Source organism: Cupriavidus sp. WGlv3 (assembly GCF_023952475.1).
In the GTDB taxonomy this organism is placed as follows: Bacteria; Pseudomonadota; Gammaproteobacteria; order Burkholderiales; family Burkholderiaceae; genus Cupriavidus; species Cupriavidus phytorum.
The window spans coordinates 87,975-112,710 of record NZ_JALHRX010000008.1; the positions used below are offsets into that span (position 1 = coordinate 87,975).

At 69.8% G+C, this 24,736-nt stretch carries 20 protein-coding genes; 5 read left to right on the forward strand and 15 right to left on the reverse strand.

The window, feature by feature from the left end:
* Window positions 1–21: 21 nt before the first annotated feature.
* The 3 genes from MKD38_RS15375 to MKD38_RS15385 are packed head-to-tail and all read right to left on the reverse strand — an operon-like array spanning window position 22 to window position 3,559.
* Complete coding sequence (locus MKD38_RS15375) at window positions 22–2,133, reverse strand: xanthine dehydrogenase family protein molybdopterin-binding subunit (protein WP_252678013.1); 2,112 nt, start codon at window positions 2,131–2,133, stop codon at window positions 22–24.
* The gene (locus tag MKD38_RS15380; protein WP_252678014.1) at window positions 2,130–3,107 is read right to left on the reverse strand and encodes an FAD binding domain-containing protein; all 978 of its coding nucleotides are present in this window, start codon (window positions 3,105–3,107) and stop codon (window positions 2,130–2,132) included. The genes MKD38_RS15375 and MKD38_RS15380 overlap by 4 nt, the downstream gene beginning before the upstream one ends.
* On the reverse strand, window positions 3,104–3,559 hold the full coding sequence (locus MKD38_RS15385; RefSeq protein WP_371925700.1) for a (2Fe-2S)-binding protein: 456 nt from the start codon (window positions 3,557–3,559) through the stop codon (window positions 3,104–3,106). Before MKD38_RS15385 ends, MKD38_RS15380 begins: the two co-directional genes overlap by 4 nt.
* A gap of 476 nt (window positions 3,560–4,035) precedes the next feature.
* Here MKD38_RS15385 and MKD38_RS15390 point away from each other — a divergent pair, with 476 nt between their 5' ends.
* Window positions 4,036–5,001 carry a helix-turn-helix transcriptional regulator gene (locus MKD38_RS15390; RefSeq protein ID WP_252678016.1) on the forward strand — a complete coding sequence of 322 codons (966 nt, stop codon included), beginning with the start codon at window positions 4,036–4,038 and terminating at the stop codon, window positions 4,999–5,001.
* A gap of 539 nt (window positions 5,002–5,540) precedes the next feature.
* Entirely contained in the window at window positions 5,541–6,314 is a 774-nt protein-coding gene (locus tag MKD38_RS15395; protein WP_252678018.1) for an SDR family NAD(P)-dependent oxidoreductase, read from the forward strand.
* Here MKD38_RS15395 and pdeM read toward each other — a convergent pair.
* From pdeM to MKD38_RS15435, 8 genes are all read right to left on the reverse strand, one after another.
* Entirely contained in the window at window positions 6,299–7,030 is a 732-nt protein-coding gene (gene pdeM, locus MKD38_RS15400; RefSeq protein ID WP_252678020.1) for a ligase-associated DNA damage response endonuclease PdeM, read from the reverse strand. The genes MKD38_RS15395 and pdeM overlap by 16 nt on opposite strands.
* Window positions 7,027–9,732 (reverse strand): ligase-associated DNA damage response DEXH box helicase, encoded by a 2,706-nt coding sequence (locus MKD38_RS15405; RefSeq protein WP_252678022.1) that lies wholly within the window; start codon window positions 9,730–9,732, stop codon window positions 7,027–7,029. Before MKD38_RS15405 ends, pdeM begins: the two co-directional genes overlap by 4 nt.
* Window positions 9,729–11,402, reverse strand: coding sequence for an ATP-dependent DNA ligase (locus MKD38_RS15410; protein WP_252678024.1), 1,674 nt, complete (start codon window positions 11,400–11,402; stop codon window positions 9,729–9,731). The genes MKD38_RS15405 and MKD38_RS15410 overlap by 4 nt, the downstream gene beginning before the upstream one ends.
* Window positions 11,399–12,514 (reverse strand): ligase-associated DNA damage response exonuclease, encoded by a 1,116-nt coding sequence (locus MKD38_RS15415; protein WP_252678026.1) that lies wholly within the window; start codon window positions 12,512–12,514, stop codon window positions 11,399–11,401. The genes MKD38_RS15410 and MKD38_RS15415 overlap by 4 nt, the downstream gene beginning before the upstream one ends.
* A 182-nt stretch (window positions 12,515–12,696) precedes the next feature.
* On the reverse strand, window positions 12,697–14,142 hold the full coding sequence (locus MKD38_RS15420; protein WP_252678027.1) for an NAD(P)/FAD-dependent oxidoreductase: 1,446 nt from the start codon (window positions 14,140–14,142) through the stop codon (window positions 12,697–12,699).
* A gap of 16 nt (window positions 14,143–14,158) precedes the next feature.
* Window positions 14,159–14,560, reverse strand: a complete 402-nt coding sequence (locus MKD38_RS15425) for a nuclear transport factor 2 family protein (protein ID WP_252678028.1) — start codon at window positions 14,558–14,560, stop codon at window positions 14,159–14,161.
* 140 nt (window positions 14,561–14,700) lie between these two features.
* Window positions 14,701–16,263, reverse strand: coding sequence for a MocR-like pyridoxine biosynthesis transcription factor PdxR (gene pdxR, locus MKD38_RS15430; protein WP_252678029.1), 1,563 nt, complete (start codon window positions 16,261–16,263; stop codon window positions 14,701–14,703).
* A 76-nt stretch (window positions 16,264–16,339) separates the two neighbouring features.
* Window positions 16,340–17,776 carry an amino acid permease gene (locus MKD38_RS15435; protein WP_252678030.1) on the reverse strand — a complete coding sequence of 479 codons (1,437 nt, stop codon included), beginning with the start codon at window positions 17,774–17,776 and terminating at the stop codon, window positions 16,340–16,342.
* A gap of 335 nt (window positions 17,777–18,111) precedes the next feature.
* Here MKD38_RS15435 and MKD38_RS15440 point away from each other — a divergent pair, with 335 nt between their 5' ends.
* The 3 genes from MKD38_RS15440 to MKD38_RS15450 all read left to right on the forward strand — a co-directional run bounded on the left by MKD38_RS15440 (window position 18,112) and on the right by MKD38_RS15450 (window position 21,763).
* Window positions 18,112–18,960: an IclR family transcriptional regulator gene (locus MKD38_RS15440; protein ID WP_371925701.1), complete on the forward strand. Its 849-nt coding sequence runs from the start codon at window positions 18,112–18,114 to the stop codon at window positions 18,958–18,960.
* Window positions 18,961–19,025: 65 nt separating this feature from the next.
* A complete protein-coding gene (locus MKD38_RS15445) occupies window positions 19,026–20,045 on the forward strand; it encodes an AAA family ATPase (protein WP_256505092.1) in 1,020 nt (339 codons plus the stop codon).
* On the forward strand, window positions 20,042–21,763 hold the full coding sequence (locus MKD38_RS15450; protein WP_252678032.1) for a cobaltochelatase CobT-related protein: 1,722 nt from the start codon (window positions 20,042–20,044) through the stop codon (window positions 21,761–21,763). Before MKD38_RS15445 ends, MKD38_RS15450 begins: the two co-directional genes overlap by 4 nt.
* A gap of 13 nt (window positions 21,764–21,776) precedes the next feature.
* On the opposite strand, the gene MKD38_RS15455 is transcribed toward MKD38_RS15450, so the two are convergent.
* The 4 genes from MKD38_RS15455 to MKD38_RS15470 all read right to left on the reverse strand — a co-directional run bounded on the left by MKD38_RS15455 (window position 21,777) and on the right by MKD38_RS15470 (window position 24,396).
* Window positions 21,777–22,106: a 2Fe-2S iron-sulfur cluster-binding protein gene (locus MKD38_RS15455; RefSeq protein ID WP_252678033.1), complete on the reverse strand. Its 330-nt coding sequence runs from the start codon at window positions 22,104–22,106 to the stop codon at window positions 21,777–21,779.
* Between the two features lie 33 nt (window positions 22,107–22,139).
* Window positions 22,140–22,457 (reverse strand): ferredoxin, encoded by a 318-nt coding sequence (locus MKD38_RS15460; RefSeq protein ID WP_252678035.1) that lies wholly within the window; start codon window positions 22,455–22,457, stop codon window positions 22,140–22,142.
* Window position 22,458: 1 nt separating this feature from the next.
* Complete coding sequence (locus MKD38_RS15465; RefSeq protein ID WP_252678037.1) at window positions 22,459–22,794, reverse strand: 2Fe-2S iron-sulfur cluster-binding protein; 336 nt, start codon at window positions 22,792–22,794, stop codon at window positions 22,459–22,461.
* A 63-nt stretch (window positions 22,795–22,857) separates the two neighbouring features.
* Complete coding sequence (locus MKD38_RS15470; RefSeq protein ID WP_252678039.1) at window positions 22,858–24,396, reverse strand: hypothetical protein; 1,539 nt, start codon at window positions 24,394–24,396, stop codon at window positions 22,858–22,860.
* Window positions 24,397–24,736: the final 340 nt, after the last annotated feature.

The window sequence follows — 24,736 nt, forward strand, 5'->3', positions numbered from 1 at the left end:
GCCTCGCAGGCGGGCAGGCCGCTAGTGCTCGACCAGGTGCTCGATGCGGATCGGCAGCTCCCGCACGCGTTTTCCGGTGGCGTGGAAGACGGCGTTGGCGATGGCCGGCGCCACTCCCACCAGCGCGATCTCACCGAGTCCCTTGACGCCCAGCTCGTTGACGTGGGGATCGACCTCGTCGACGAAATGCGCCTCCAGTCCCTGGATATCCAGGTTGACGGGCACCAGGTAGTCCGCCATGTGCGCATTCACCGGGCGGCCGTCGCGCGGGTCCAGCGCGGTTCGCTCCATCAGCGCCATGCCGATGCCGCCGACCATGCCGCCGGTGCACTGGCTGGCGGCCAGCCGCGGGTTGACGATGCGGCCCGCGCCATAGGCGCCGACCACCCGCCGGACCCGGATGGTGCCGACATCGGGATCGATCGCGACTTCGACAAACACCGCGCCGAACGCGTGCATGGAGAACCGGCCGTGCACCGCAGCATCCGGTCCGGCGGTGGCGCTGGCCTCGATGATGCCGCTGCCATGGCCTGTCTCGCGGCGCTGGTCCAGCGCGGCGAGGCAGGCGGCGCGCACCGCCGAGCCGACCGACGCCAGCGTCATCGAGCCCCCATGCGGCGGGGTCGGCGGAAAATCGGAGTTGCCCAGGCTGAAGCGCACGCGCTCCAGCGGCAGCGCCAGCGTTTCCGCGGCGATCTGGGTGATCGAGGTATAGGTGCCCGGCCCCATGTCGCTGGCGGCGGCCTCGACTTCGGCCGTGCCGTCGGCAAGCAGGCGCACCCGCGCGCTGGCCTGGCCATGGAACACCGGGTAGCTGGCGCACGCCATGCCCCAGCCGATGCGCAGGCGGCCGTCGCGCATGGAGCCGGGCGCGAGCGTGCGGCGCGACCAGCCGAACGCATCGGCGCCGCGCTCGTAGCAGGCCAGCATGGAGCGGCTCGAGAACGGCAGCTGCATCCCTTCGTCGAGCCCGGGCTCATTGCGCCGGCGCAGCTCGAGCGGATCCATCTCGAGCGCGTGCGCCAGCTCGTCCATCGCGCATTCCAGCGCAAAGACGCCGGTGGCCTCGCCCGGGCCGCGCATATACGTGGGGGTGCTGATGTCCAGTGGCACCAGCCGGTAGCGGGTGCGCACGTTGGGGCAGCTATAGAGGAACGGCGTGACCGCTGTCAGCGCCTCGGCGAACTGCTCGTAGCGGCTGGTTTCGCCGCTGCCTTCATGCACGATGGCGGTCAGCCGTCCGTCGGGCGTGGACGACAGCGCCACGCGCTGTACCGTGCGCGGTCGATGCCCCCCCAGATGAAACGTCTGCCGACGCGACAGCACCAGCTTGACCGGCCTGCCCACCACGCGCGCGGCCACGGCCGCGAGCGTGACGTGCGGCCAGGTGCGCAGGCTGGTGCCGAACGCGCCGCCGATGAACGGGCAGACCACGCGGATGTTCGCGGCCGGGAGGCCCAGGATCGCCGCTATCTCGGCCTGCTCGTTGACCACGAACTGGCTTTTGCTCCAGAGCGTCAGCCGCTCGCCTTCCCAGGCGGCAACGGTGGCGTTCGGCTCGATCGGCACGTGGTTCTCGCGTGCGGCATCGTAGTGCGCGTCGATGCTGACGGCCGCGGCGGTTAATGCCGCGTCGGGGTCGCCACGGACCCGGTCCGCCGCGTGCGGCCCCGGCTCGCGTCCTGCCTCCGGCACCACGGCTTCGGCGCGCGGGTCGAGCGGGTCGCAGACCGGGGTTTGCGCGGCATAGCCGATCCGCAGCAGGGTGGCGGCGTGCTCGGCCTGGTCCAGCGTCTGTGCCACGACCACGGCGACCGGCTGGCCGTAGAAGTGCACGCGGTCATCCTGCAGCACGTGCAGGCGCTCGCCATGTGCCGGATCGATAAAGCCCTTGTGCGGCGCGTAGGCGAGCTTTGGCGTGTTTTGGTGGGTCAGCACCGCCAGCACGCCGGGCACGCGCTGCGCGGCTTCGGTGTCGAGTTCCGTCAGCCGTCCCAGTCCGATCGAGGCGCCGACGATGACGGCGTAGGCCTGTCCGGGCTGGTTGAAGTCGGCGGCGTATTGCGCGCTGCCGCTGACCTTGGCGCGGCCGTCGACGCGGGCGTGTGGCTGGCCGATGTGGTTGGTGTTCATTTGCATTCTCCTGCCAGTTCGAGGGCCCGTACCACCGTGCGTTGCAGCAGGGCGACCTTGAAGCGGTTGCCGGGCAGCGCCGTGGCGTCGGCAATCGTGGTCAAGGCCGCCGCCTCGAAGCTCGCGCGCGTCGGCGGCTTGCCCTGCAGCGCCAGCTCGGCCGCGCGCATGCGCCATGGCCGCGTGCCCACCCCGCCGCAGGCAAGGCGCGCGGCGCGGATCACGCCGTCGCCGAGCTCGAACGCCGCCGCGGCCGATACCAGGGCAAACTCATAGGAGGCCCGGTCCCGCACCTTCAGATAGCGCGCGGTGCGCCCGCACGAGAGCGCCGGAACCCTGACCTCGACGATGAGTTCGCCGGGCGCCAGGGTGTGCTCCAGATGCGGCGTGGTGCCGGGAAGCCGGTACAGGTCTTCCACGGCGATGTGGCGCGCGCCGTCCGGGCCGCGTACATGGACCACCGCATCCAGCGCCACCAGCGCGACCGCAAGGTCGGACGGGTGCGTGGCACTGCAATGCGCGCTCGTGCCCAGGATGGCATGGCCGGCGTGCAGGCCGTCGACGGCGGCGCAGCCGCTGCCCGGCGCGCGCTTGTTGCAGGCCGCGTCGAGCATGCGGAAGTAGGGACAGCGCACGCGCTGGAGCAGGTTGCCGCCGATGCTGGCCATGTTGCGCAATTGCGGCGAGGCGCCTTCGATAAGCGCCTCGGCGATCACCGGCTGCAGCCGCAGCACGTCCGGGTGCGCGGCCACGTCGGCCATGCGGGCCAGCGCGCCGATGACCAGCTCGTCGCCTTCCGCGCGGATATGGTTCAGCGGCAGCGCGTTGATGTCCACCAGGCGCGCGGGCTGTTCCACGTGCTCGCGCATCAGGTCCACCAGCGTGGTGCCGCCGGCGATAAAGCGGGCGCCGGCAGCGGCGGCCGCCAGGGCTTCGGCTTCCGAGCCGGCCTTGTGCAGGGTGAAGGGAATCATGGCAGCTTCCTTTGCCCGAGTTCGGCGATCGCGGCGACGATGCCCGGGTACGCCCCGCACCGGCAGATGTTTCCGCTCATCCAGAAGCGCACCTCGTCGGCCGAGCCGGCATGGCCCTCGTCGAGGCAGGCGACGCCCGACATGATCTGGCCGGCGGTGCAGAACCCGCACTGGAAGCCGTCGTGCGCGATGAACGCGGCCTGCAGCGGATGCAATGCATCGCCGGGCGCCGACAGGCCTTCGATGGTGCGGACCTGCGCGTCGTGGCACAGCGCGGCCAGGGTCAGGCAGCTGTTGATGCGGCGCCCGTTCACCAGCACCGTGCAGGCGCCGCATGCGCCCTGGTTGCACCCCTTCTTCGCGCCGGTGAGGTCCAGGCGCTCGCGCAGTACGTCAAGCAGGGATTCGCGCGGATCGATTTCAAGCTGATGCGGCGTGCCGTTGATCGTCATGCGCAGCGGCATGCGGGGCGAGCCGCCGGCATCGCCGGACTCTGACTGGGTGCCGTTGGAACGAACAGGACTTGACATGGTTGACATTCCTCTTTGCTGGGCCCAATGGATTTGAGCCGGTGGGGACGGACGCTCTGCAGGCTTGCACCCCTTCAGCAATCCGCTGCGGCAACGACCCGGGGGCGCATTCTGCAAGTTGCTGCGGGATGGGCGCGTCCCGTCGCCGCGGTTAGCGAAGGGTGCATGGCGACTTCGGACTGGCGGGCAGTCGTCGCAACGCTACCGCTACAGGCGGTCATCGAAATAGAATGACGTTGCGCTGCGGTGGACGATTCTTGCGTCTCCGATCGGGGCATGCTTCGGGCGTGTGCAGGCCGGTTTACTTCGCCCCGTTAACTTCATATGCTTCCATGCGCAGCGGGGACGTGGCCCTGGCCCCGACGCTATCGACCTGGGCCTTGCGGGGTTGAGTGCCTATGCGAGCGTCGACCAGACATGGCGTTATCGATGCGGAGTTGCCGGTTAGTCCCGATGTCAGCAGCCGCGGACGGCCGTGGGCGGGCATCACCGTACAGGTCCACCACTGGCGCTCGGGCGGGGCGGTGTCGTCGCCGGAGCTGGACCACGACATGCTGGCGATGCGGCTGGCCGGACATGCCTCGCTGGAGCAGCGGCGCCTGGGCCAGGTCCATCGCAGCATCGTCTTTCCCGGCAATCTCAGCCTGCATCCGCGGCAAGTCGAATCCAGCTGGAGCTGGGACCGGCCCGGTTCCATCGTCATTGCCAGGGTTCCACCGACCCTGCTGGACGAAGCCGCCGATGCCACCATGCGCCTGCCACGCGGCACCCAGCAGCTGCGCAACTGCTTCGGCGTGCGCGACGGATTTGCCGAGACCCTGATCTTCACGCTGGCGCGAGAACTGCAGCTTGCCGCGCATCCGGCGCAGCTGCTGATTGCCGAGTCCCTGTCCTGCGCGCTGTCCGCCCATCTGGTGCATCGCTTCAATGTCGGCGACCCGGGGGCCTCGCCGACGCCCGGCGGCCTGCATCCGCATGCGCTGAGCAGGGTGCTGGACTATATCCACGGCACCCCGGAGGTGGTGACGCTGCAGGCGCTGGCGGATCTCGCCAAGGTCAGCCGCTTCCATTTCGCGCGCATGTTCAAGCGCAGCATGGGTGAAACGCCGATGGCGTATGTCGAGCGCGTGCGCCTGTTGCGCGCGCGCGAGATGATCCGCTCGGGCGACTATCCGCTGGCGCTGGTGGCCACGCTGGTGGGGTTCTCCGACCAGTCTCACCTGGGCCGGCGCTTCAAGCGGCATTTCGGCTGCACGCCCGGCGAGCTGCTCAGGTGCGGCACCACGCCAGGCGCGGATGCGTCGCCACAGCTGCCACAGGTGCCAAAAGTGCCGCAGACCGCCATGTCATGCGTTTGTAATTAAGACCCTGGCTTTCCTTGTAATCCGTGGATTCGTGGCGCACGCGGCAGGTGCTGGCGCTTGCAACGGTCGCTGGTGCGCCGCCCGATGCACCGGCAACCCAAGGCACGAATGTTGCGGGAGGTACTGGCAGCGATGGGTATATCGCTGGCCCGAGAGTCATGTGACCGGGTCGACCATCCACCCGCCACAAGGCGTCGGTTGAGGCCGCGTCGGGACCTTTGGGACAAGGAGAGCTGTCATGAACATCGTCTGGCTTGTTGGAGCCGTGGTCATCATTCTCGCGGTACTCAGCTTCTTCGGCTTGCGCTAGGCCACATCGCGTAGCGTACCGCGCAGCGCCACCGGCACGACTGTCGGGGCATGCGCGTACCGCGGGCATCGCCTGATGCCCTTGCTGCAGTGCGGCGTGGCCGCGCCACGCCCGCTTCTCTGTTTCCCTTTCCGTTGAGCAATTTCATCTGTTCCGACGACGAGCTTTTGCGCCTGTCCTGCCAACAATGTCCGGCCAAGACAGCGACAAACCATCCGAGGAGACAGACATGAGCACGCATCCGTTCGACCTGACCGGCAAGGTGGCCCTGGTGACCGGCGGCAATGGCGGCATCGGCCTGGGCATTGCCGAAGGACTGGCCGCGGCCGGCGCCGATATCGCGATCTGGGGCACCAACGCGGACAAGAACGCCGCCGCGGCGGACCGGCTGGGCCGGCACGGGCGCAAGGTGCATACGGAGCTGTGCGACGTGGGCGACGAGCAGGCGGTCGACGCCGCGATGGCGCGCACGGTGGCGGCGCTGGGCCGCATCGACGGCTGCTTTGCCAACGCCGGCGTCGGCAGCGGCAGCAAGGCACCGTTCGACCAGCTCGAGACCGAGGCCTGGCGCCGCACCTTGCGGGTCAACCTGGACGGCGCCTTCTTCACGCTGCGCGCGGCGGTGCGGCAGATGCTGGCGCAGGGCGAGGGCGGCGTGCTGTGCAGCACGGCCTCGGTCGCCGCCATCGAAGGCGCGCCGCGCGCCGAGCACTACGCCGCCACCAAGGGCGGCGTGATCTCGATGATGCGCGGGCTCGCGGTCGAGTACGCGCGCAAGGGCATCCGCGCCCATTCGATCCTGCCGGGCTGGATCAAGACCGAGATGACCAGCGCGGCGCAGGGCAACGATGCCTTCCAGGAGATGGTGCACAAGCGCGTGCCGATGCGCCGCTGGGGCGAGGGCAGCGACTTCGCCGGCATCGCGGTCTACCTGATGAGCCCGGCCTCGGCCTACCACACCGGCGATACCTTCGTCATCGACGGCGGCTATACGTTGTTCTGACCGCTGTTCTGACCGCTGTTCTGACGCCTGGGGCCCACCGGCCAGACCCTGCCGCTGCCGACCACATAGGCGCGCTCGTCGGCCTGCGGCCGCACCGTGGCATGGCCGGTGAAGGCGCCGAACGCAGGCAGGATGGCGCCGCGCGGCCCGAACAGGAAGCAGGGCAGGCGCAGGCTGTCGGCGCCGCTGCCGCGCAACCGGCAGGCCGGGTGCAGGTGGCCCGCCAGCACATAGCCCAGCGGCGACGTGCCGGGCATATGGCATAGCGCGAACGGGCCCGCCACCGCGGGCTCGGACACCACGGCAATGCCGAGCGCAGCGGGCGGGTCGCCCGCGCGCGCGTCGTGGTTGCCGCGCACCAGCGTGCAGCGCAACGGCGCCGGCAAGTCCTGGCGCCAGTCGTACAACGCCTGCAGCACCGCTGGCGTGCGCGCGGCGCGCGCGTGCAGGAAGTCGCCGAGGAATACCAGTTCATCGACGGGCAGCTGGCGTACCAGCCGGGTCAGCATCGACAGGTTGTCGCCGGTGGTGCCGTGCGGCACCGGCTGCCCCAGCGCGCGGAACGCCGCGGCCTTGCCGAAGTGGACGTCGGCCACCATCAGCATGCCGGCCGCCGGCCACCACAGCGCATGTTCGGGCAGCAGCCACAAGGTCTCGCCGCCGACCGACACCGCCATCGCGCCACCCTGCTCCAAAGTGCGGGCGTCGGGGCTCATAGCAGCGGCAACGGCTTCGACGGCTTGCGCGGGCGTCGGGGCCGGCGCGCCGTGCGGGCGGAAGGGCCGGCATGGTCGGCCATGCCGAAGCGCGCGGCTTCGGCCACGGCATCGGCCATCATCTCGGCCGGCATGCCCGCGGCTTCGGCGGGCTCGGGTCCGGCCGCCAGTTCCAGGTCGGCCAGCATCCGGGCGATGCGGTCGGCGAGCTTTTCGGTGCTGAGCTTCTCGCGCAGGAATTCCACCACCAGCGGGAACGACAGCGGCGTGGGCCGCTTCAGCGCGTGCAGGTCCAGCTTCAGCGCGGACAGCCGCTCCAGCGTCGCGGCGAGCCGGTGCGCGTCCAGCTCCTGCATCAGCACTTCCCGTTCGGCCTGGCCCAGCAGCAGGTTGCCGGGGTCGTGCTTGCGGAAGACCTCGTAGAACAGGCTGGACGAGGCCTGCAGCTGGCGCGCGCTCTTGGGCGCGCCGGGGTAGCCCTGGAAGATCAGCCCGGCGATGCGGGCAATCTCGCGAAAACGCCGTAACGACAGCTCGCCGGCGTTGAGGCTGCCCAGCACGTCGGCAGCCAGGTCGCGCCGGCGCTCGTCGGCCAAGACCTGCGGCAGCCAGCGGGCCCAGTCCACCGGCGCCGACGCCAGCAGTTCCAGCCCGTAGTCGTTGACCGCCACGGAGAACGTGGCCGGCACCTGTTGTCCCAGCCGCCATGCCAGCAAGCTGCCCAGGCCAAGGTGCACCGAGCGTCCGGCGAACGGATAGAGGAACAGGTGCCAACCCTCGCGCGAATGCAGCGATTCGGCCAGCAGGGTATGGCGCGAGGGCAGCGCCGACCACTGCGCCTGCAGGTCCACCAGCGGCTGGATCAGCGGCAGCTCGGGGGTGTCGCGCGGATCCAGCCGGCCCGCCGCGGTGGCGGCGAGCGTGTCGATCACGGCCTCGGCCAGCTCGGTCGACATCGGCATCTTGCCGCCGTTCCAGCGCGGCACCACCGGGCGCCGGCCGGTCGCGCGGCGCACGAAGGCGGTCATCTCCTGCACCCGCACCAGCTCCAGCAGCCGGCCGCCGAACAGGAAGCAGTCGCCGGGCGCGAGCCGCGCGATAAAGCCTTCTTCGACCGAGCCCAGCGCGGCGCCGCCGCTGCCGGCGCGGCTCCAGTAGCGCACCTGCATGGTGGCATCGCTGACGATGGTGCCCACGCTCATGCGGTGGCGCCGCGCCAGGCCCGCGTCCGGCACGCGCCAGACGCCATCGTCGTCGGGCACGGCGCGGCGGAAATCCGGGTACGCCGTCAGCGTGGCGCCACCCTGGCGCACGAAGTCCAGGCACCACTGCCATTCCTCGTCGGTCAGGCCGCGGTAGGCCCAGGCGGAGCGCACCTCGGCCAGCAACGCTTCGGGCCGGAAGCCGCCGCCCAGCGCCACCGTCACCAGGTGCTGCACCAGCACGTCGAGCGGTTTGTCGGGCGACTCGCGCGCCTCGATCCGGCCGGCCTGCACCGCATGGCGCGCGGCCACGGCCTCGACCAGTTCCAGGCTGTGCGTGGGCACTACCGTTACGCGCGAGGCGCGGCCCGGCGCATGGCCGGAGCGCCCGGCGCGCTGCAGCAGGCGCGCCACTCCCTTGGGCGATCCGACCTGCAGCACGCGCTCCACCGGCAGGAAGTCGACGCCAAGGTCCAGGCTTGAGGTGCACACCACCGCGCGCAGTGCGCCGTTCTTCAGGTTCAGCTCGACCCATTCGCGCACCGCGCGGTCGAGCGAGCCGTGGTGCAAGGCAATCTCGCCCGCCCATTCGGGCCGCGCGTCGAGCAGCGCCTGGTACCACAGCTCGGCCTGCGAGCGCGTATTCAGGAACACCAGCGTGGTGCCGCCGTGCGCCAGTTCTTCGACCACGTGCGGCAGCATCGACAGGCCCAGGTGGCCGGCAAACGGGAAGCGGCTGGCGTTGTCAGGTAGCAAGGTGTCGATCACCAGGGTCTTCGGCGTATGGCCGTGCACCAGCACGCGCCGCTCGCCGGGCACGCCGCTCAGCAGCACGTCGGCCGCGTGCGGCAGGTTGCCGAGCGTGGCCGACAGCCCCCACACCATCAGCGCGGGCTGCCATTGCCGCAGCCGCGCCAGCGCCAGCTGCACCTGCACGCCGCGCTTGTTGCCGAGCAGCTCGTGCCATTCGTCGACCACCACCATGCGCACGCGCCGCAGCGTGTCGTGCGCGTCGGCACGGGTCAGCATCAGCGTCAGGCTTTCGGGCGTGGTCACCAGTGCGGTCGGCAAGCGCCGCTGCTGGGCCGCGCGCTCGGCGCTGCCGGTATCGCCGGTGCGCAGCGCCACGGTCCAGTCGAGCTCGAGCTCGGCCAGCGGCGCCTGCAGCGCGCGCGTGGTGTCGGCCGCCAGTGCGCGCATCGGCGTCAGCCACAGCACGGTCAGTGGCGGCGCGGGCTTGTCGTGCGACGGGGCCGTGCGCGGCGTGGCGAATGCCATCAGCGCGCCCAGCCACGCCGCATAGGTCTTGCCGGTGCCGGTGGTGGCATGCAGCAGCCCGCTCTGGCCGCGCGCGATCGCGGTCCAGACTTCGCGCTGGAAGGCGAAGGGCTGCCAGCCGCGCGCGTCGAACAGCGCCTGCATGCCCTGGGCCACGGTCAATGGAGGTGGGGTGGGCGCCGGATCGATCGCGGGCTGGCGCGCGCCGCGCGGCGGGTTCATGCCGCATCCTCCCGCGGCGCGCCGGGGACCGGCAGCATCGCTTCGAGCGTGGCCAGCGTGTCGGCCTCGTCGATCGGCTTGTCGGTGCGCCAGCGCAGCATGCGCGGAAAGCGCACCGCGATGCCGCTCTTGTGGCGGCCGCTGCGGGCAATGCCTTCGAAGCCGAGCTCGAACACCTGGGTCGGCTCCACGCTGCGCACCGGGCCGAATTTCTCGACCGTGGTGCGGCGGACGATGGCGTCGACCGCGCGCATCTCGGCATCGCTCAGCCCGGAATAGGCCTTGGCGAAGGGCACCAGCGCGCGGCCCGGCGTACCGGGCGGGCCGTTCCAGACCGCGAAGGTGAAATCGGTATAGAGGCTGGCGCGGCGGCCGTGGCCGCGCTGCGCGTAGACCAGCACGGCATCGACCGAGTACGGGTCGATCTTCCATTTCCACCAGACCCCGACATCCTTGGTGCGGCCCGCGCCATAGGCCGCGCCGGCGGCCTTCAGCATGAAGCCCTCCACCCCCAGCTCGCGCGAGGCGTCGCGCAGGCGGGCATAGTGTTCCCAGCTGTCGGCCTCGACCAGCGGGCTCAGTTCCAGCGCGGGGTGGACGTGCTCCGCCACCACCTGTGCCAGCTGCTCACGGCGCTCGGCTTGCGGGCGGGTGCGCCAGTCCTCGCCCTGCCACTCGAGCAGGTCGTACGCCATCAGGATCGCCGGCGCCTCGCGCAGCAGCCTGGCGCTCAGCGTCTTGCGGCCGATGCGCTGCTGCAGCAGCGCGAACGGCTGCACGCGCCCCTGCTGCCAGATCACGATCTCGCCGTCGAGCACGGTCCCGTCCGGCAGCGGCGCGGCGGCCTGCTGCAGTTCCGGGAAGCGTTCGGTGATCAGTTCCTCGCCGCGCGACCACAGCCAGGTCTGGCCGCCGCGCCGCACCAGCTGGGCGCGGATGCCGTCCCACTTCCACTCCACCAGCCACGCGCCGGGCGCGCCCAGCACGCTGTCGAACTGCTCGGCCGGTGCCTGCAGCGGGTGGGCCAGGAAGAACGGATACGGCTGGCCGCCGGCGCGCAGCGCGCGGTCGTCTTCGTCCTCGGGCGCCAGCAGGGCCAGCAAGCGCGCCGCGTCGGGCCGCGCCGACAGGTCGGTGTAGCCGACCATGCGCTCGGCCACGCGCTTGGGGTCGATACCGGCCACCTCGCCCAGCGCGCGCGTCACCAGCAGCCGCGACACGCCCACGCGGAAGGCGCCGGTGATCAGCTTGAACAGCACCAGCCGGCCATGCGCATCGAGGGGGCGCCACAGCGCGTCGAGCCGCGGCATCAGCGCTTCCGGCGGCAGGCCGCGCAGCGGCAGCAGCCGCTGCTCGACCCATTCGGCCAGGCCGGCGTGGTCGGCATCGCGCGGATCCGGCAGCAGCAGCGCGATGGTTTCGGCGAGATCGCCGACCGCCTGGTAGCTCTCCTCGAACAGCCAGTCGGGCAGGTCGGCGGCCTGCCGCGCGAGGTCGCGCAGCAGCGATACCGGCACGATCTGCCGCGGCTTGCCGCCCGCCAGGAAATAAACGGCCCACGCGGCATCCCCGGGCGGCGCGACGCGCAGGTATTCGACCAGCGCGGCCAGCCGGGCCTTGGTCGACGTGGTGCCGTCCAGCGCGGCGTAGAGGTCGGCAAAGGCCTTCATGGCGCGGCCTCTTCGTGGCCCTCTTCCTGGCCCGCTGCGGCGGGCACCGCCGGGTCCGGGCGCGCGGCTTCATCGTCGTCGCCGTACTCGGTGTCGAAGGCCTGCGCCTGCCAGCCGCGCTCGCCCAGATAGCGCACCATCACCGGCACGTTGCCGTGGGTCACGATGATGCGTGCGGCGCCGGTGGCGCTGATCGCCTGCAGCAGTCCGGGCCAGTCGGCATGGTCGGACAGCGCAAAGCCGCGGTCCACGCCGCGCCGCCGGCGCGTGCCGCGCAGCTGCATCCAGCCGCTGGCGAAGGCGTCGGAGGCATCGCCGAAACGCCGCAGCCACGGCGAACGCTGCGCCGACGGCGGCGCCACCACCAGCGCCTGGCGCAGCAGCGGGCTGCGCGCCGGCAGTTCCGAGACCAGTGCCGTCGGCGGCAGCGCGACGCCGGCCTCGGCATAGGCGGCGTTGAGCTGCGTCAGCGCGCCATGGATGATCACAGGGCCGGGCATGCTGTCCGCGCCGGCATGCCGCAGCAGTCCATGCAGGATGCGCTGCGCCTTGCCGAAGGTATAGGCGTAGACGATGCTGGCGCGCCCGGCGCGCGCATTGGCGTGCCACCAGTCGAAGATCTCGGCCATCAGCGTCGCCTGCGGCGGCCAGCGGTAGATCGGCAGGCCGAACGTGCTTTCGGTGATGAAGGTGTCGCAGGGCACCGGCTCGAACGGGTCGCAGGTGCCGTCGGCTTCCAGCTTGTAGTCGCCCGAGGCCACCCAGACCTGCCCGCGATGTTCCAGCCGCACCTGGGCGGAGCCCAGCACGTGCCCGGCCGGATGCAGGCTCAGCGTGACGCCGTGGTGGGTGATGTGTTCGCCGTAGCGCAGGGTATCGAGACGGATGCCGGGCAGCCGCGCCAGCAGCACGCCGCGACCGGGAGCGGCGCACAGGTAGTGCGCATGGCCGAAGCGGGCGTGGTCGGAGTGGGCGTGCGTGATGACGGCGCGCTCGACCGGGCGCCAAGGATCGATGTAGAAATCGCCGGGCGGGCAATAGAGGCCTTCCGGCCGGGCGACGATGAGGTCACCGGGGCGGACGGAATCTGGGAGCTGCCGGGTGGTGTCCAAGCGTGCCTCCTGATGCACTGCGGCCGACGCGCGGCCGCGATGCTCCCGCGGTGGGAGACCTTGGCATCATACTGCGCAGGCCCGCGGGGTGTGGAGGCGGTGGGGGCTGGTTCGGCTGTCGGTGGAATCCGACAAGCTGGAAACCGCGAAGCGGCAGGCAACGCTGCCGCCCGCCGCACGCTTTACAGCACGTCGTCCTTCATGTGATACCAGTGATACAACACCCGCTGCCCCAGCCTGCGGAACGGCGCGAACATCTGCGATTCCACCATCTCGCGCACATTCGGGAACGGCAGCGGCGAGCGGAAGATCGGCAGTTCCGGCAGCGCAGACGACTTGCCGGCGATCAGCGCGGCCAGGCGCTTGCCGGCCTGGGCGGAATACATCACGCCGTTGCCGCCGTAGCCCATGGCGTAGTAGATCGACTGCGCGGGATCGGGCTGGGTGATGCGCGGCATCATGTCGTGGCTGACGTCGACCCAGCCCCACCAGGAATAGTCGACCTGGATGCCCTGCAGCGCGGGGAATTTGCGGTGCATGTCGGCAATCAGCTTCTGCTTGTACTGGTCCTGCGGCGCGTCGTTGCCGGTGATGGCGCTGCGGCTGCCGATCTGCAGGCGCCCGTCCGGCATCAGCCGGTAGTAGTGGCGCAGGATGCGGGTGTCGGTGATGACCTGCGTGGTGCGGAAGTTGCACGCGGCCAGTTCGTCGGCGCTGAGCGGGCGCGTGACGATGGAGTTCGACAGGATCGGGAACAGCCGGTTCTTCAGCTCGCGGTGCAGCGATTGCGAGGTGTAGCCGCCGGTGGCCACGCCCACGGCGCGGGCGCGCACGATGCCGCCGGGAGTGCGCAGGTAGTGCACGCCGTTGCGGGTTTCCCAGCCGGTCACGGGGCTGGACGGATGCACCTTGGCGCCCAGTTCGCGCGCGCGGCGCAGGTAGCCGAAGGCGAGCTTGCCGGCATGGATGCCGATGCCCTCGGGTTCGTGCATGGCGCCCGCGGCTTCCTTGTCGTCGACGTATTCGCGCCGCACGGTGTCGGCGTCGAGGATGCGCGCGTCGTAGTTGAACACCTCGCGGAGGATCTTCGCTTCCTTCTCCAGCGCGGGCATCACCTTGGCGCGGTGCGCGATATAGAGGTGGCCGCCGGGCTGCGGATCGCAGTCGATATTCTTGATCAGGCCCTTGAAGGTCTCCATGCCGTCGCAGACTTCCTGGTGCAGCCGCAGCGCGGTATCCAGTCCGTAGCGCTGGATCCACTGCGAGCGCTTGAGCCGCCCCGAGGCGCATTGCGCCTGGCCACCGTTGCGCGTGCTGCAGCCCCAGCTGACGCGGTTGGCCTCGAGCACGGTGGCCTTGATGCCGTATTCCTGCGCCAGGAAGATGGCGCAGGTCAGGCCGGTGAAGCCCGAGCCGATGATCGCCACGTCGACGTCGATGTCGTGCGTGATCGGGCCGTCGTCGGGGGGCGGCTCGCCCGCGGTGCCGATCCAGTAGGTGGGGGCGTATTCCCGGCCGTGGCCGGGCGTGGGGGTGTGCAGCGGATCGTAGGCGGGGTCGTACGGCCGGGTCGGGGCGGTCGACTGCTCGCCGGCCAGGAGGCTGCTGCGGGGAGCTACGGCTTGCATGGCGCGTCTCCTCGCTTCAGGCTGCGGCTACCACCGGCGGGCGGTCCTTGCGGTAGGCGTTCTTCACCGCGATCTTGCCGCCGCGGAAGGTGAACACGTCGACCATGCGGGCCTCGATGCGGGCGCCGTCGGCACGGGTGCCGCGGAAGGTGGATTCGCTGACGCCGCGGTCGCCGACGACAAAGTGGTCGCCGTCGACCCATTGCGCATTGGGGAAGGTCTGCCAGGCCAGCTGGAAGCCTTCGCGCACGGCCTCGCGGCCGACGAAGCTGCGACCCAGCAGGTCGGGGCCGGCGACGCCGTGGAACACGCAGTCGTCGGCCATGCAGGCCATCAGCGCGTCGATGTCGTGGCGGTTCCAGGCGTCGTTGAAGGCTTGCAGCAGTTCGATGCCGGCGGCGGTGTTGTCCTTGGACATGGCTTGGTCTCCGTGAGTGTTGTGGGCCGGTCCGTGGGGAACCGGCCATGACTCGAGCATAGGGAAACCGGCCGCGGCGCTGTAGCGCCAGTTCGGGACTATCGCTTGGGCCAGCGGCGCGGGCGCGGCCGCGGCCTTGCTCAGGCCGCGGGGCGGGCCCGGGAAGTGACGGCAGCGGGGCCAGCCGCGCTGCCGGCGGTGGCCTGCAATTCACGCGCGACGCCGGCCAGCACGCGGATGCCGGGCTCGATGCGGTCCAGCGAGATCGACGAGTACCCCAGCCGGAAGCCGTTGCGCGGCGCGGGCTCGGCCATGAAGAAGACGCTGCCGGGCTCGATCAGCACGCCTTGCAGTTCCGCCAGCCGCGCCAGTGCATCGGCGTCGAGCCAGGACGGCCCTTCGATCCAGCAGGAGGCGCCGCCGGCGATCGGCACCGCGTGGAAATCCGGCATATGCGTGGCCAGCGCCGCCAGCACGGCTTCGGCGCGCTCGCGGTGCGCCGCGGCCAGCCGGCGCAGGTGCGCGTCATAGTGGCCCAGCGACAGGAACAGCGAGAACGCGCGCTGGATGTACGCCGACGGGTGCCGCAGCATCAGCCGGCGCGCGCCGCGCAGCTCCGCGATCAGCGCGGCGGGGCCGACGATGTAGCCGATGCGCAGCCCCGGCGCCAGGCTCTTGGACAGGCTGCCGACGTAGATCACGCGGTTGCTGCGGTCCAGGCTCTTGAGCGTGGGCGTGGGATCGCCCTCGAAGCGGCTCTCGGCCTCGTAGTCGTCCTCGATCAGCACGAAGTCGGCTTCCTCGGCCTGCCGCAGCAGCGCCTGGCGCCGTGCCAGCGGCATGGTGACGGTGGTCGGGCACTGGTGGCCCGGGGTCACGTAGACGTAGTCGCAGGCGCGCTGCGCGTCGGACAGCGTCAGGCCGTGGTCATCGACCGGCAGCGGCACCAGGTTCGACGTGTGCGAGCCGAAGATGTTGCGCGCGTCCGGATAGCCGGGATCCTCGATGCCCACCGGCGTGTCGGGGCTGACCAGCAGGTCGGCCAGCAGGTAAAGCGCCTGCTGCGCGCCCACGGTGATCACGATTTCATCGGTGCCGGCCCAGACCCCGCGGCGCGGCAGCACGCGGGTGCGGATCTGCTGCACCAGCGACTCGTCGTCGCGCAGGATCATGTCCTGGGCCCAGTCGTGGATGTCGAGCACGCTCAGCGCCTTCAGGCAGCATTCGCGCCAGTCCGCGGTGGGAAACAGCGCCGGGTCGTACTGGCCGTAGATGAAGGGGTAGGGATAGTCGCGCCAGTTGGCGCGCTTGACGATATTGCGCTGCTGCGTGGGACGGAACACGAAGCGCCGCTCCCAGTCGGGCTCGCCCGCGCGCGCGGGCACCGGCTCGCCGCGCAGCGACGCGACGCCGCTGACGCGGGTGCCGAGGATCTCGGGATTGACGAAATAGCCGCTGCGCTCGCGCGCCACCAGGTAGCCTTCATCGACCAGTTGCTGGTAGGCCAGCACCACGGTGTTGCGCGCCACCCGCAGCTGCGCCGACAGCTCGCGGCTGCTCGGCAGCGGCTCGCCCTGCGGCAGCTGCTCGTCCAGGATCGCCGACACCAGCATCTGGCGGATCTTGCCCTGCAGGCTCAGGCCCGACAGGGCGTGCTGCTGGAACAGCTGGGACCACATGGTGGCGGGGGACTTGAGGCTCATGGTGCGGGGGCAATAACAGCGACACTGCAAACGACACAGCGCGCCAGCTTACTGCACTGGCGCGCCGCGTGGCACATCAATACTTGTGGAGGTCAGGCCTTGGCATCTCGGCCAGCGGCACTACCGGCTCGGCGCCACGGCGAAACAGTTGCCGTGCGCCGTAGGCAAGCAGCAGGATCAGCAGGCTGATGACCCCCAGCGCAAGCGGCGTGCGCTGGTCGGGGATAAAGGCCATGGCGACCACGATGCCCAGCATGCCCAGGATCGCGACATAGGTGAGGTACGGGTAGCACCACATGCGCACCCGCAGCTGGCCGGGGGCCTCGCGCTCCAGCCGCGAACGCAGGCGCAGCTGCGAGATCGCGATCAGGATGTAGACGAAGATCGCCACCGTGCCGTACGAATTCACCAGGAAGGCGAACACCGTATCGGGCGAGACATAGGACATCACCACCGCGCCGTAGCCGAACAGCGTCGCCACCAGGATCGCGCGCACCGGCACGCCGTTGCGGCTGACGCGGGCCAGCGACTGCGGCGCGTCGCCGCGGCGGGTCAGCGCAAACAGCATGCGCGACGACGCGTACAGGCCCGAGTTGAGCGCCGACAGCACCGCGGTCAGCACGATCGCATTCATGATCTGCGCGGCCGCCGGCACGCCCATCACGTTCAGCGCGCTGACGTACGGCGTGGCGATGCTGGTAGAGTTCCACGGCACCAGGCAGACCACCAGCAGGATCGAGCCGACATAGAACACCAGCACGCGCGTGATCACCGAGCTGGTGGCCTTGGCCACGGCCTTTTGCGGCTCGGCGGTCTCGGCGGCGGCGATGGTGACGATCTCGGCGCCGAAGTAGAAGCCGGTCGCCGCCACCGCGCCGGTCAGCACCGGCACGATGCCGTTGGGCATGAAGCCGCCGTTGGCGGTCAGGTTGGCCACCTCCATGCCGTGCGACCCGGGGGCCAGGCCCAGCACGTAGACGCCGGCGACGAACAGGAACACCATGATCGCCGCCACCTTGATCGAGGCGAACCAGAACTCGAACTCGCCGAAGGACTTGACCGAGACCAGGTTGGTCAGCGTCAGCATCACCAGCAGCACCAGGCTGATGATCCAGTTGGGCACGTCCGGCAGCCAGTAGCGCACCAGGTCCGCGCCCGCCACGGCTTCCAGCGCCACCACGATGACCCAGAAGTACCAGTACATCCAGCCGGTCAGGAAGCCGGCCAGCTTGCCCACCGCGGGGCGATCGCGCCAGGCTTCGCGTGCATACTCGTAGAAGCCGCCGCCGCCAGGCATGGCGCAGGCCATCTCGCCCAGCATGCGCATCACCAGCACCACCAGCAGGCCGGTAATCAGGAAGGAAAGGACCGCGGCCGGGCCGGCCGATTTGATGACGACGCCGCTGCCGACGAAGAGCCCCGCGCCGATCACGCCGCCGAGCGCGATCATGGTCATGTGGCGTTGCTTGAGGCCGTGGGATAGTCCGTTGCCGGACGATGGTTGTTGGATCATGTTGTGTCTCCTGTGCTGCGCTTGCTGTCGGTACTGCGTTGCAGCCAGTCCAAGCGTTTAAGGCAGGCGCCACGGCTTCTCTTCGGTATAGGCGGCAGGGCAGTAAATGCCAGCCTGGGCCGTGGTCGTTCAGTATTTGCAATCCCCGGGAGAGGATGGCTTATCCGTCCATGTGACTTTGTCTCCGGTGTTTGCTTAAAAAATGGAACCAGGCGTTCCAAAAAATTATTGTTTAACCGGAATGTAGGCCGTCCGAGCGGGAAGGTCAACCAGAAGTTTCGATAATTGATATGATTTGACTCTGAAAATGAAACTTACCTATGATGGAGCCAGGCATGAACGATATGCGCCTCGCCAAGAGTGAAGCCAGGCCGGACGGAGACACGCCGGCGCTGCGCTTGTTCGGCCTGCTCGAGGTCATTGCGGAGAAGGACCAGTCCTTCAACCTGCAGGCGCTGGTGGAGGAAACCGGCCTGCCCAAGCCCACGCTGCACCGCATGCTGCAGCAGCTCGAGGCGGCCGGACTGATCCAGCGCAACGGCGACGGGCGGCAATACGGCACCGGCCTGCGGCTGCGCCGGCTGGCGGAGAACCTGTTGCTCAACAGCACCTCGCACGGGGCGCGCCACATGGTGCTGCGCCGGCTGGTGGAAGAGGTGGGCGAGAGCTGCAACCTGACCGCGTTCTCCGGCGGCGAGGTGCTGTACCTGGATCGGGTCGAGACCGCGGCACCGCTGCGCTTTTACCTGCATCCGGGTTCGCGCGTGCCGGCGCACTGCTCGGCCACCGGCAAGCTGTTCCTGGCGCAGCTGGCGCCGGCGCAGCGGCAGCGGCTGCTGGGCAACGTGGAGCTGGAGCGCTACACGCAGAACACGCTGACCGACCATGGCCAGCTGGAGGCAGAGCTGGAGCGCGTGAAGCGCGACGGCTACGCCATGGACGACGAAGAATTCCTGCCGGGGCTTGTGTGCATCGGCGTGCTGGTGCCGGCGGCCGACGGCGGCAAGTCCAACCTGGGACTGGCGCTGCAGGCCCCGGTGATGCGGGTGGCGCGCGACAAGGCAGTGCAGCTGCTGCCCGCGCTGCAGCGGGCGGCGGCGGCGCTGGCGGCAATCGAGGCCGACAGCGCGGGCAGCTGGCAGGGCGGCGCCGAGGGCCCGGACGCCGCGGAAGAGGACGAATAGCAGCACGGCGTTACGCGGCACCGCTCCGCTTGCCGCCGTGCGGATGGCATGGCATGCCCCAGGCAATGAGGCAGCGAGGCAAAGAGGAGCACAAGGTGACGCAAGAGCAGTTTGGCAAGCCGGACCGGATGATTCCGGTGCGCAGCGTGTTCGGCATCGATTCCGGCCTGATGGTGCCGGCTTTCAGCCAGCGCGACGACCACGTGCCGGAGATCGATCCGGCCTACCGCTTCCAGCCCGAGGTGACACTGGCGATCCTGTCGGGCTTTATGCGCGACCGGCGCGTGATGGTGCAGGGGCTGCACGGCAGCGGCAAGTCGACCCATATCGAGCAGGTGGCCGCGCGGCTGAACTGGCCCTGCGTGCGCGTCAACCTGGATGGCCATATCAGCCGGCTCGACCTGGTCGGCAAGGATGCCATCGTGGTGCGCGACGGCCGCCAGGTCACCGAGTTCCAGGAAGGCATCGTGCCGTGGGCGCTGCAGCGCCCGGTGGCGCTGATCTTCGACGAATACGACGCGGGCCGGCCCGACGTGATGTTCGTGCTCCAGCGCATCCTGGAGCGCGACGGCAAGTTCACGCTGCTGGACCAGAACCGCGTGATCCGCCCCCATCCTTCGTTCCGTCTCTTTGCCACCTCCAATACCGTGGGGCTTGGCAACGTCAACGGGCTCTATCACGGCACGCAGCTGCTCAACCACGCCCAGATCGACCGCTGGAACGTGGTGGCGACGCTGGACTACCTGCCGCACGACGAAGAGGCCGGCATCGTGCTGGCACGCGTGCCCGAGCTGGATGACGCCGACGGGCGCGCGCTGGTCGATGCCATGGTGGCGCTGGCCGGCCTGACCCGGCGCGGCTTTGCCGCGGGCGATGTGTCGGCGCTGATGTCGCCGCGCACCGTGATCAGCTGGGCCGAGAACTGCCAGATCTTCCGCGACCCCGCACTCGCGTTCCGGCTGACCTTCCTGAACAAGTGCGACGAGGCCGAACGCCCGGTGGTGGCGGAGTACTACCAGCGTTGCTTCGGCCACCTGCCCGGCGAGGCCGCCGGCGTCAGCGCCGCGTCGGAGCCGGCGCAATGAATGCGGCGGCGCTGGCCCAGCGCTTGCGCCGGCGCCAGCGGCAGGATGAGCTGTCCGGCGCGGCCGTGCGCGCGCTCACCGGCGATGCGGCGCTGCATTTCCGTGACGGCCAGCTGTGGCGCGCGCTGCGCCCGGTGCCGCAGCATGCGCCGCACCTGCGCACCGACCCGGACACCGATACCGCCGCTTGCCTGCGCGGCGCCGCCGACGGCGCCGCGCTGCGCCAGGCGCATTCCGACGCCGCGCTGCATCGGCGGCTGTGCCCGGCCGATGCGGTCGAGCGCCTGGTGTTCGAGCTGCTCGAGCAGCTGCGCTGCGAGACCCGCCTGCCGCGTGGCATGGCTGGCGTCGCGGCGAACCTGCGCCATCGCTTCGTGGCGTGGTCGCGCGCCTTCCATCGTTCCGGGCTGACCGACGGGCATCTCGGCATCCTGCTCTATACCGTGGCGCAGGTGGCGTGGTCGCGCCTGAGCGGCGAGCCGGTGCTGGAAGAAACCGAAGACCTGATCGAGGCCACGCGCGCCGCCATCGTGCCGATGCTGGGCACCCGGCTGGCGGGCCTGCGCGCGCAACGCCACGACCAGGCCGCGTACGCCGTGCACGCGCTGGCGCTGGCGCATGCGGTGGCGCAGATGATCCGCACCGAAGCGCCCGGGGCCGGCGAAGACGACGACCATGCCGCCTCCGCCGCGCGCGCCGGGTTTGCGCTGTGGCTCGACTTCGACGAGCCGCCCGCGGAGGACTTCGCCCTGGCCGACAGCGGCCACAGCCGCGTGCTTGCCGACGCCACCGATGGCTACCGTATCTACACCACCCGCTACGACCGCGAAGTGCACGCTGCCACGCTGGTGCGCCGCGCCTTGCTGGACGAGTACCGCTCGCGGCTGGACTTGCGCATCGCGCGCGCGGGCGTGAACGTCGCCCGGCTGGCGCGCCGGCTGCGCGCGGCGCTGTCGCAGCCGCGCGTGGACGGCTGGTCGTTCGGCGAGGAAAGCGGCCGCATCGATGGCCGCCGCCTGGCGCAGCTGGTCAGCTCGCCGGCCGAGCGCCGGCTGTTCCGCCAGGAAGCGCACAAGGCCCATGCCGATTGCGTGGTCGGCTTCCTGATCGACTGCTCCGGCTCGATGAAGGCGCAGGCCGAGCCGCTGACCCTGCTGGTCGACCTGCTCACCCGCGCGCTGGACCAGGCCGGCGTCGCCACCGAGGTGCTGGGCTTTACCACCAACGCGTGGAACGGCGGCCGCGCGCGCAGCGCCTGGCTCGCGCGCGGTCGCCCGCAGCATCCGGGCCGGCTCAACGAAACCTGCCACATGGTGTTCAAGGACGCGCAGCGCAGCTGGCGGCGTGCGCGCACCGACATCACGGCATTGCTGAAGGCCGACCTGTTCCGCGAAGGCGTCGACGGCGAGGCGGTGGAATGGGCCTGCGCGCGCCTGCATGCCAGCGGCAAGGCGCGCCGCATCCTGCTGGTGGTGTCCGACGGCAGCCCGATGGATACCGCGACCGGGCAGGCCAACGACGCCTGCTACCTCGACAACCACCTGAAGTCCGTGGTGGCGCGGCACGAGGCGCTGCGGGATGTCGAAATATTGGGGCTCGGGGTCGGCCTGGACCTGAGCCCGTATTACCGGCACACGCTGGCGCTGGACCTGTCGCAGCCGGTGGATATGGCGATGCTTGACGAGGTCGCCGGGCTGGTAGGCGCCAGGCGGCGCTAGTGGCGGCGCCCGCTTATTCGCCGCTGGCGGCGGCCGGCTGCGGCCGCCCGGCCATTGTCTTCGGCTGCCACGAGACCGCGATATCGCCGGCCATGAAGGTCTGGCATGCCAGCCGGAAGCCATCGGCCAGCTCGGCTTCCGTCAGCAGCTTCCGTTCCTTCGGCTTGACCGCATCGGTATGCTCGCGACCTTGCTCGATGCGGCATTTGCAGGTGCCGCACAGGCCGCCGCCGCATTTGAACGGGATGCCGCCCTGTTCGCGCAGCGACACGCGCAGCAGGTTGCTGTTGGCCGGGGCCGTGACGGTCTTGCCGTGGTTGGTCAGGAAGGTGATCTGGATCATGGCGATAGATGCCTGGCATGCAGGCGAAAGGCTTCAGGAGCGGCCATCCGCGGCAACCGGCACGGCTACGAGGGCGATGTCCATGCTGCCGAAGCTGGCCAGCTGGCGCAGCGCGTCGCGGGCGGCTTCGAGCGTGGCGTACTTGTCGAGGAAACGGGTCGAGACCAGATTGACGATGCCGGGCGGCGTTTCCTCCCGTATGCGGACCCTGGTATCGGCGGCCAGCTCGGCGATGACGAAGCGGGCGGTAGGCTTGCCGTAGAAGACGTAGTCGTAGGCTTCGACGGCGGTCATGCCGTCGGTGGGTTCGGTACGGAACTGGCCGGGGCGGCTGGTCAGCAGCACGAACATGTCAGGCCCCCGCGCTTGCCCCGGCCAGCGCGGCCGCGGCCGGCACATCGTCCTGGGCCAGTTCGATGTCATGCTCGATCCACAGCTGGCAGGCCAGCCGGTAGCCCTGTTCGAGCCGTTCGCCAAGCTGCTTCTTTTCCTTCCAGTTGGGCGGCGGCAGGTGCTCGGCGCCGGCGATCACGCGGCACGCGCATTTCGAGCACTTGCCCATGCCGCATTCATAGCGCAGGTTGGGGTAGGGGAACTGCCGGATGCCGGCGCGGACCACCAGGTTGGTGCTGGGGCCGACCTCGTCGGTAAAGGTCTGGCCGAACTTGTGCAGGATGACTTTTGGCATCGTTGGTCTGGGCAAGGATCACGAAAAACAGGTCTGGGGAAATCGTCGCGGTGCTGCGTCCGCCTACGACCACAGCACCATCGCCGCCACGGTGGAGCAGGCCAGTCCGATCAGCACCGGGATCAGCAGCGCGCGCACCGCTTCCAGCACCGGCACGCGGGCAAAGCCGGCCACCGCGATCAGCGACGACCACGCCACCAGCGTGCCGCCGCCGGTCCAGACCGCGCCCATCTGGCCGACCGCCGCCAGCGTGGCGGGATCGAAGCCGACCACCGGGCCCAGTGCGCCGGCCAGCGTGCCGGTCAGCGGCAGGCCGGCGAAGCCGGAGCCGTCGATGCCGGTGATCATGCCGACCAGCAGCACGCCGAACGCCACCAGCATGTGGTTGTCGGGGATCAGGTGCTGGTAGGCCTGGATCAGTTCGAACAGCAGGCTGGGCGCCTTGCCCGGCGGCAGGCCGAGGATGTGCGCCGCGGTCTCGCCGGCGCCGACGAAAAAGAAGCCGGCGATCGGCAGTACCGAGCCCATGGCCTTGAAGGCGAAGACGAAGCCGTCGGTGATGTGCTCGGGGCAAACGTCCAGCATGCGGCGCGGCCCTTCCGCGGCCAGCGTCGCCAGCATCATCAGCACCGCCGCGACCCCGCCCACCAGCGCGGCGGCTTCGCCGCCTTTCAGGTCCTGCACGCCGGCGCCGAGCTTGGGCAGCACCATCACGGCGACCACGGCAAGAAAGGCCAGTGGCGTCACGATGGCAAAGCACTTGGACCACTTCACCCGCCGCCGCGCGACCATCGACAGGCTGGCTTCGATATTGCTGTCGGTCGCGAGCGGTTCGGCATGGGCGGTGCCCTTGGCGATCTCGGCCTTGTCGAAGGTGATGCCGCCATCGATGGCTTCGGCGCTGCCGCCGGCGCGCGCCTGCCAGCGGTCGAGCAGCGTGCCGCAGGCCGGCACGATGTGCTTGCGCATCGACAGGTAGGCCAGGCACAGCGCAATGCCGCCGGTGATCAGCGACAGCGCCAGCGCACGGTCGGCCACCACCGCGGCGCTGACCGCCGCGCCGGCGGCCTTGGCGCTGATGCCGGGCGCGACGCCGATCACATAGTCCGACGACAGCGCCATGCCTTGTCCGGCGATGGCAATCGCCATCGCCCCCGCCAGCGGCGGCAGCCCGGCTGCGATCGCGGCCGGCAGCAGGATGGCCGACACCAGCGGCACCGCCGGCGTCGGCCAGAAGAACAGCGAGATCAGGTAGGTGATGCCGGCCAGGATAAAGAACGCGGAATGCCCGTTCTTCATCACCACGCGGAAGGGCTCGACCATGCGGATGTCCGAGCGCAGCGTCTTGAGCGCATTGAGCAGCGCCGTCATCAAGGCGATCACCAGGAAGATGTTGAATAGCTCGCGCGCGGCGACGAGGCTGGCCGAGAACACCCCCGCCAGTGCCGACACCGGGCTGCCGGTCAGCGCAAACACGACCAGGGCGGTGCCGACGATCGACGGGACGACGACATTGGCGCGCAGGATCATCGTCAGCACGATGACTGCTACCCCTGACAGATAGATCCAGTGCGCGGCACCGATCACGACTTGTTGTGACATTAAGACTCCCTGGGGGCGGAGGGGTTGGGGGCGATTTCATCGGACTGCGCTGGTCCGTGTCGGTATACTATATTCCAGAATTGTCGTGCGCCAAGCGATTTTTCATCCGGACTAACGCGGATGCCGGATCGGCGCAATATGCCTGGAAGCCGCACATTAATTGGGCTTACCGGTTATCGGGTGTCATATGATGGTGCATCGCCCCTGTTCATCGGTTGTCGATGCTTGTATCTATAAGTAGACTGTATACCGTTATAGCTCGATGGATGCCCGCGATGCGTGCAAGATGCTTTTCCCGCCCATGACCGACGCCATGCCCGCCGCCTTGCTGACGTTGCTG

Bases quoted from the DNA above. Each gene is read 5' to 3' on its own strand.
- MKD38_RS15375 (WP_252678013.1), bottom strand. From the start codon at position 2,133: ATGAACACCAACCACATCGGCCAGCCACACGCCCGCGTCGACGGCCGC.
- MKD38_RS15380 (WP_252678014.1), bottom strand. From the start codon at position 3,107: ATGATTCCCTTCACCCTGCACAAGGCCGGCTCGGAAGCCGAAGCCCTG.
- MKD38_RS15385 (WP_371925700.1), bottom strand. From the start codon at position 3,559: ATGACGATCAACGGCACGCCGCATCAGCTTGAAATCGATCCGCGCGAA.
- MKD38_RS15390 (WP_252678016.1), top strand. From the start codon at position 4,036: ATGCGAGCGTCGACCAGACATGGCGTTATCGATGCGGAGTTGCCGGTT.
- MKD38_RS15395 (WP_252678018.1), top strand. From the start codon at position 5,541: ATGAGCACGCATCCGTTCGACCTGACCGGCAAGGTGGCCCTGGTGACC.
- pdeM (WP_252678020.1), bottom strand. From the start codon at position 7,030: ATGAGCCCCGACGCCCGCACTTTGGAGCAGGGTGGCGCGATGGCGGTG.
- MKD38_RS15405 (WP_252678022.1), bottom strand. From the start codon at position 9,732: ATGAACCCGCCGCGCGGCGCGCGCCAGCCCGCGATCGATCCGGCGCCC.
- MKD38_RS15410 (WP_252678024.1), bottom strand. From the start codon at position 11,402: ATGAAGGCCTTTGCCGACCTCTACGCCGCGCTGGACGGCACCACGTCG.
- MKD38_RS15420 (WP_252678027.1), bottom strand. From the start codon at position 14,142: ATGCAAGCCGTAGCTCCCCGCAGCAGCCTCCTGGCCGGCGAGCAGTCG.
- MKD38_RS15425 (WP_252678028.1), bottom strand. From the start codon at position 14,560: ATGTCCAAGGACAACACCGCCGCCGGCATCGAACTGCTGCAAGCCTTC.
- pdxR (WP_252678029.1), bottom strand. From the start codon at position 16,263: ATGAGCCTCAAGTCCCCCGCCACCATGTGGTCCCAGCTGTTCCAGCAG.
- MKD38_RS15435 (WP_252678030.1), bottom strand. From the start codon at position 17,776: ATGATCCAACAACCATCGTCCGGCAACGGACTATCCCACGGCCTCAAG.
- MKD38_RS15440 (WP_371925701.1), top strand. From the start codon at position 18,112: ATGAACGATATGCGCCTCGCCAAGAGTGAAGCCAGGCCGGACGGAGAC.
- MKD38_RS15445 (WP_256505092.1), top strand. From the start codon at position 19,026: ATGAGGCAGCGAGGCAAAGAGGAGCACAAGGTGACGCAAGAGCAGTTT.
- MKD38_RS15450 (WP_252678032.1), top strand. From the start codon at position 20,042: ATGAATGCGGCGGCGCTGGCCCAGCGCTTGCGCCGGCGCCAGCGGCAG.
- MKD38_RS15455 (WP_252678033.1), bottom strand. From the start codon at position 22,106: ATGATCCAGATCACCTTCCTGACCAACCACGGCAAGACCGTCACGGCC.
- MKD38_RS15460 (WP_252678035.1), bottom strand. From the start codon at position 22,457: ATGTTCGTGCTGCTGACCAGCCGCCCCGGCCAGTTCCGTACCGAACCC.
- MKD38_RS15465 (WP_252678037.1), bottom strand. From the start codon at position 22,794: ATGCCAAAAGTCATCCTGCACAAGTTCGGCCAGACCTTTACCGACGAG.
- MKD38_RS15470 (WP_252678039.1), bottom strand. From the start codon at position 24,396: ATGTCACAACAAGTCGTGATCGGTGCCGCGCACTGGATCTATCTGTCA.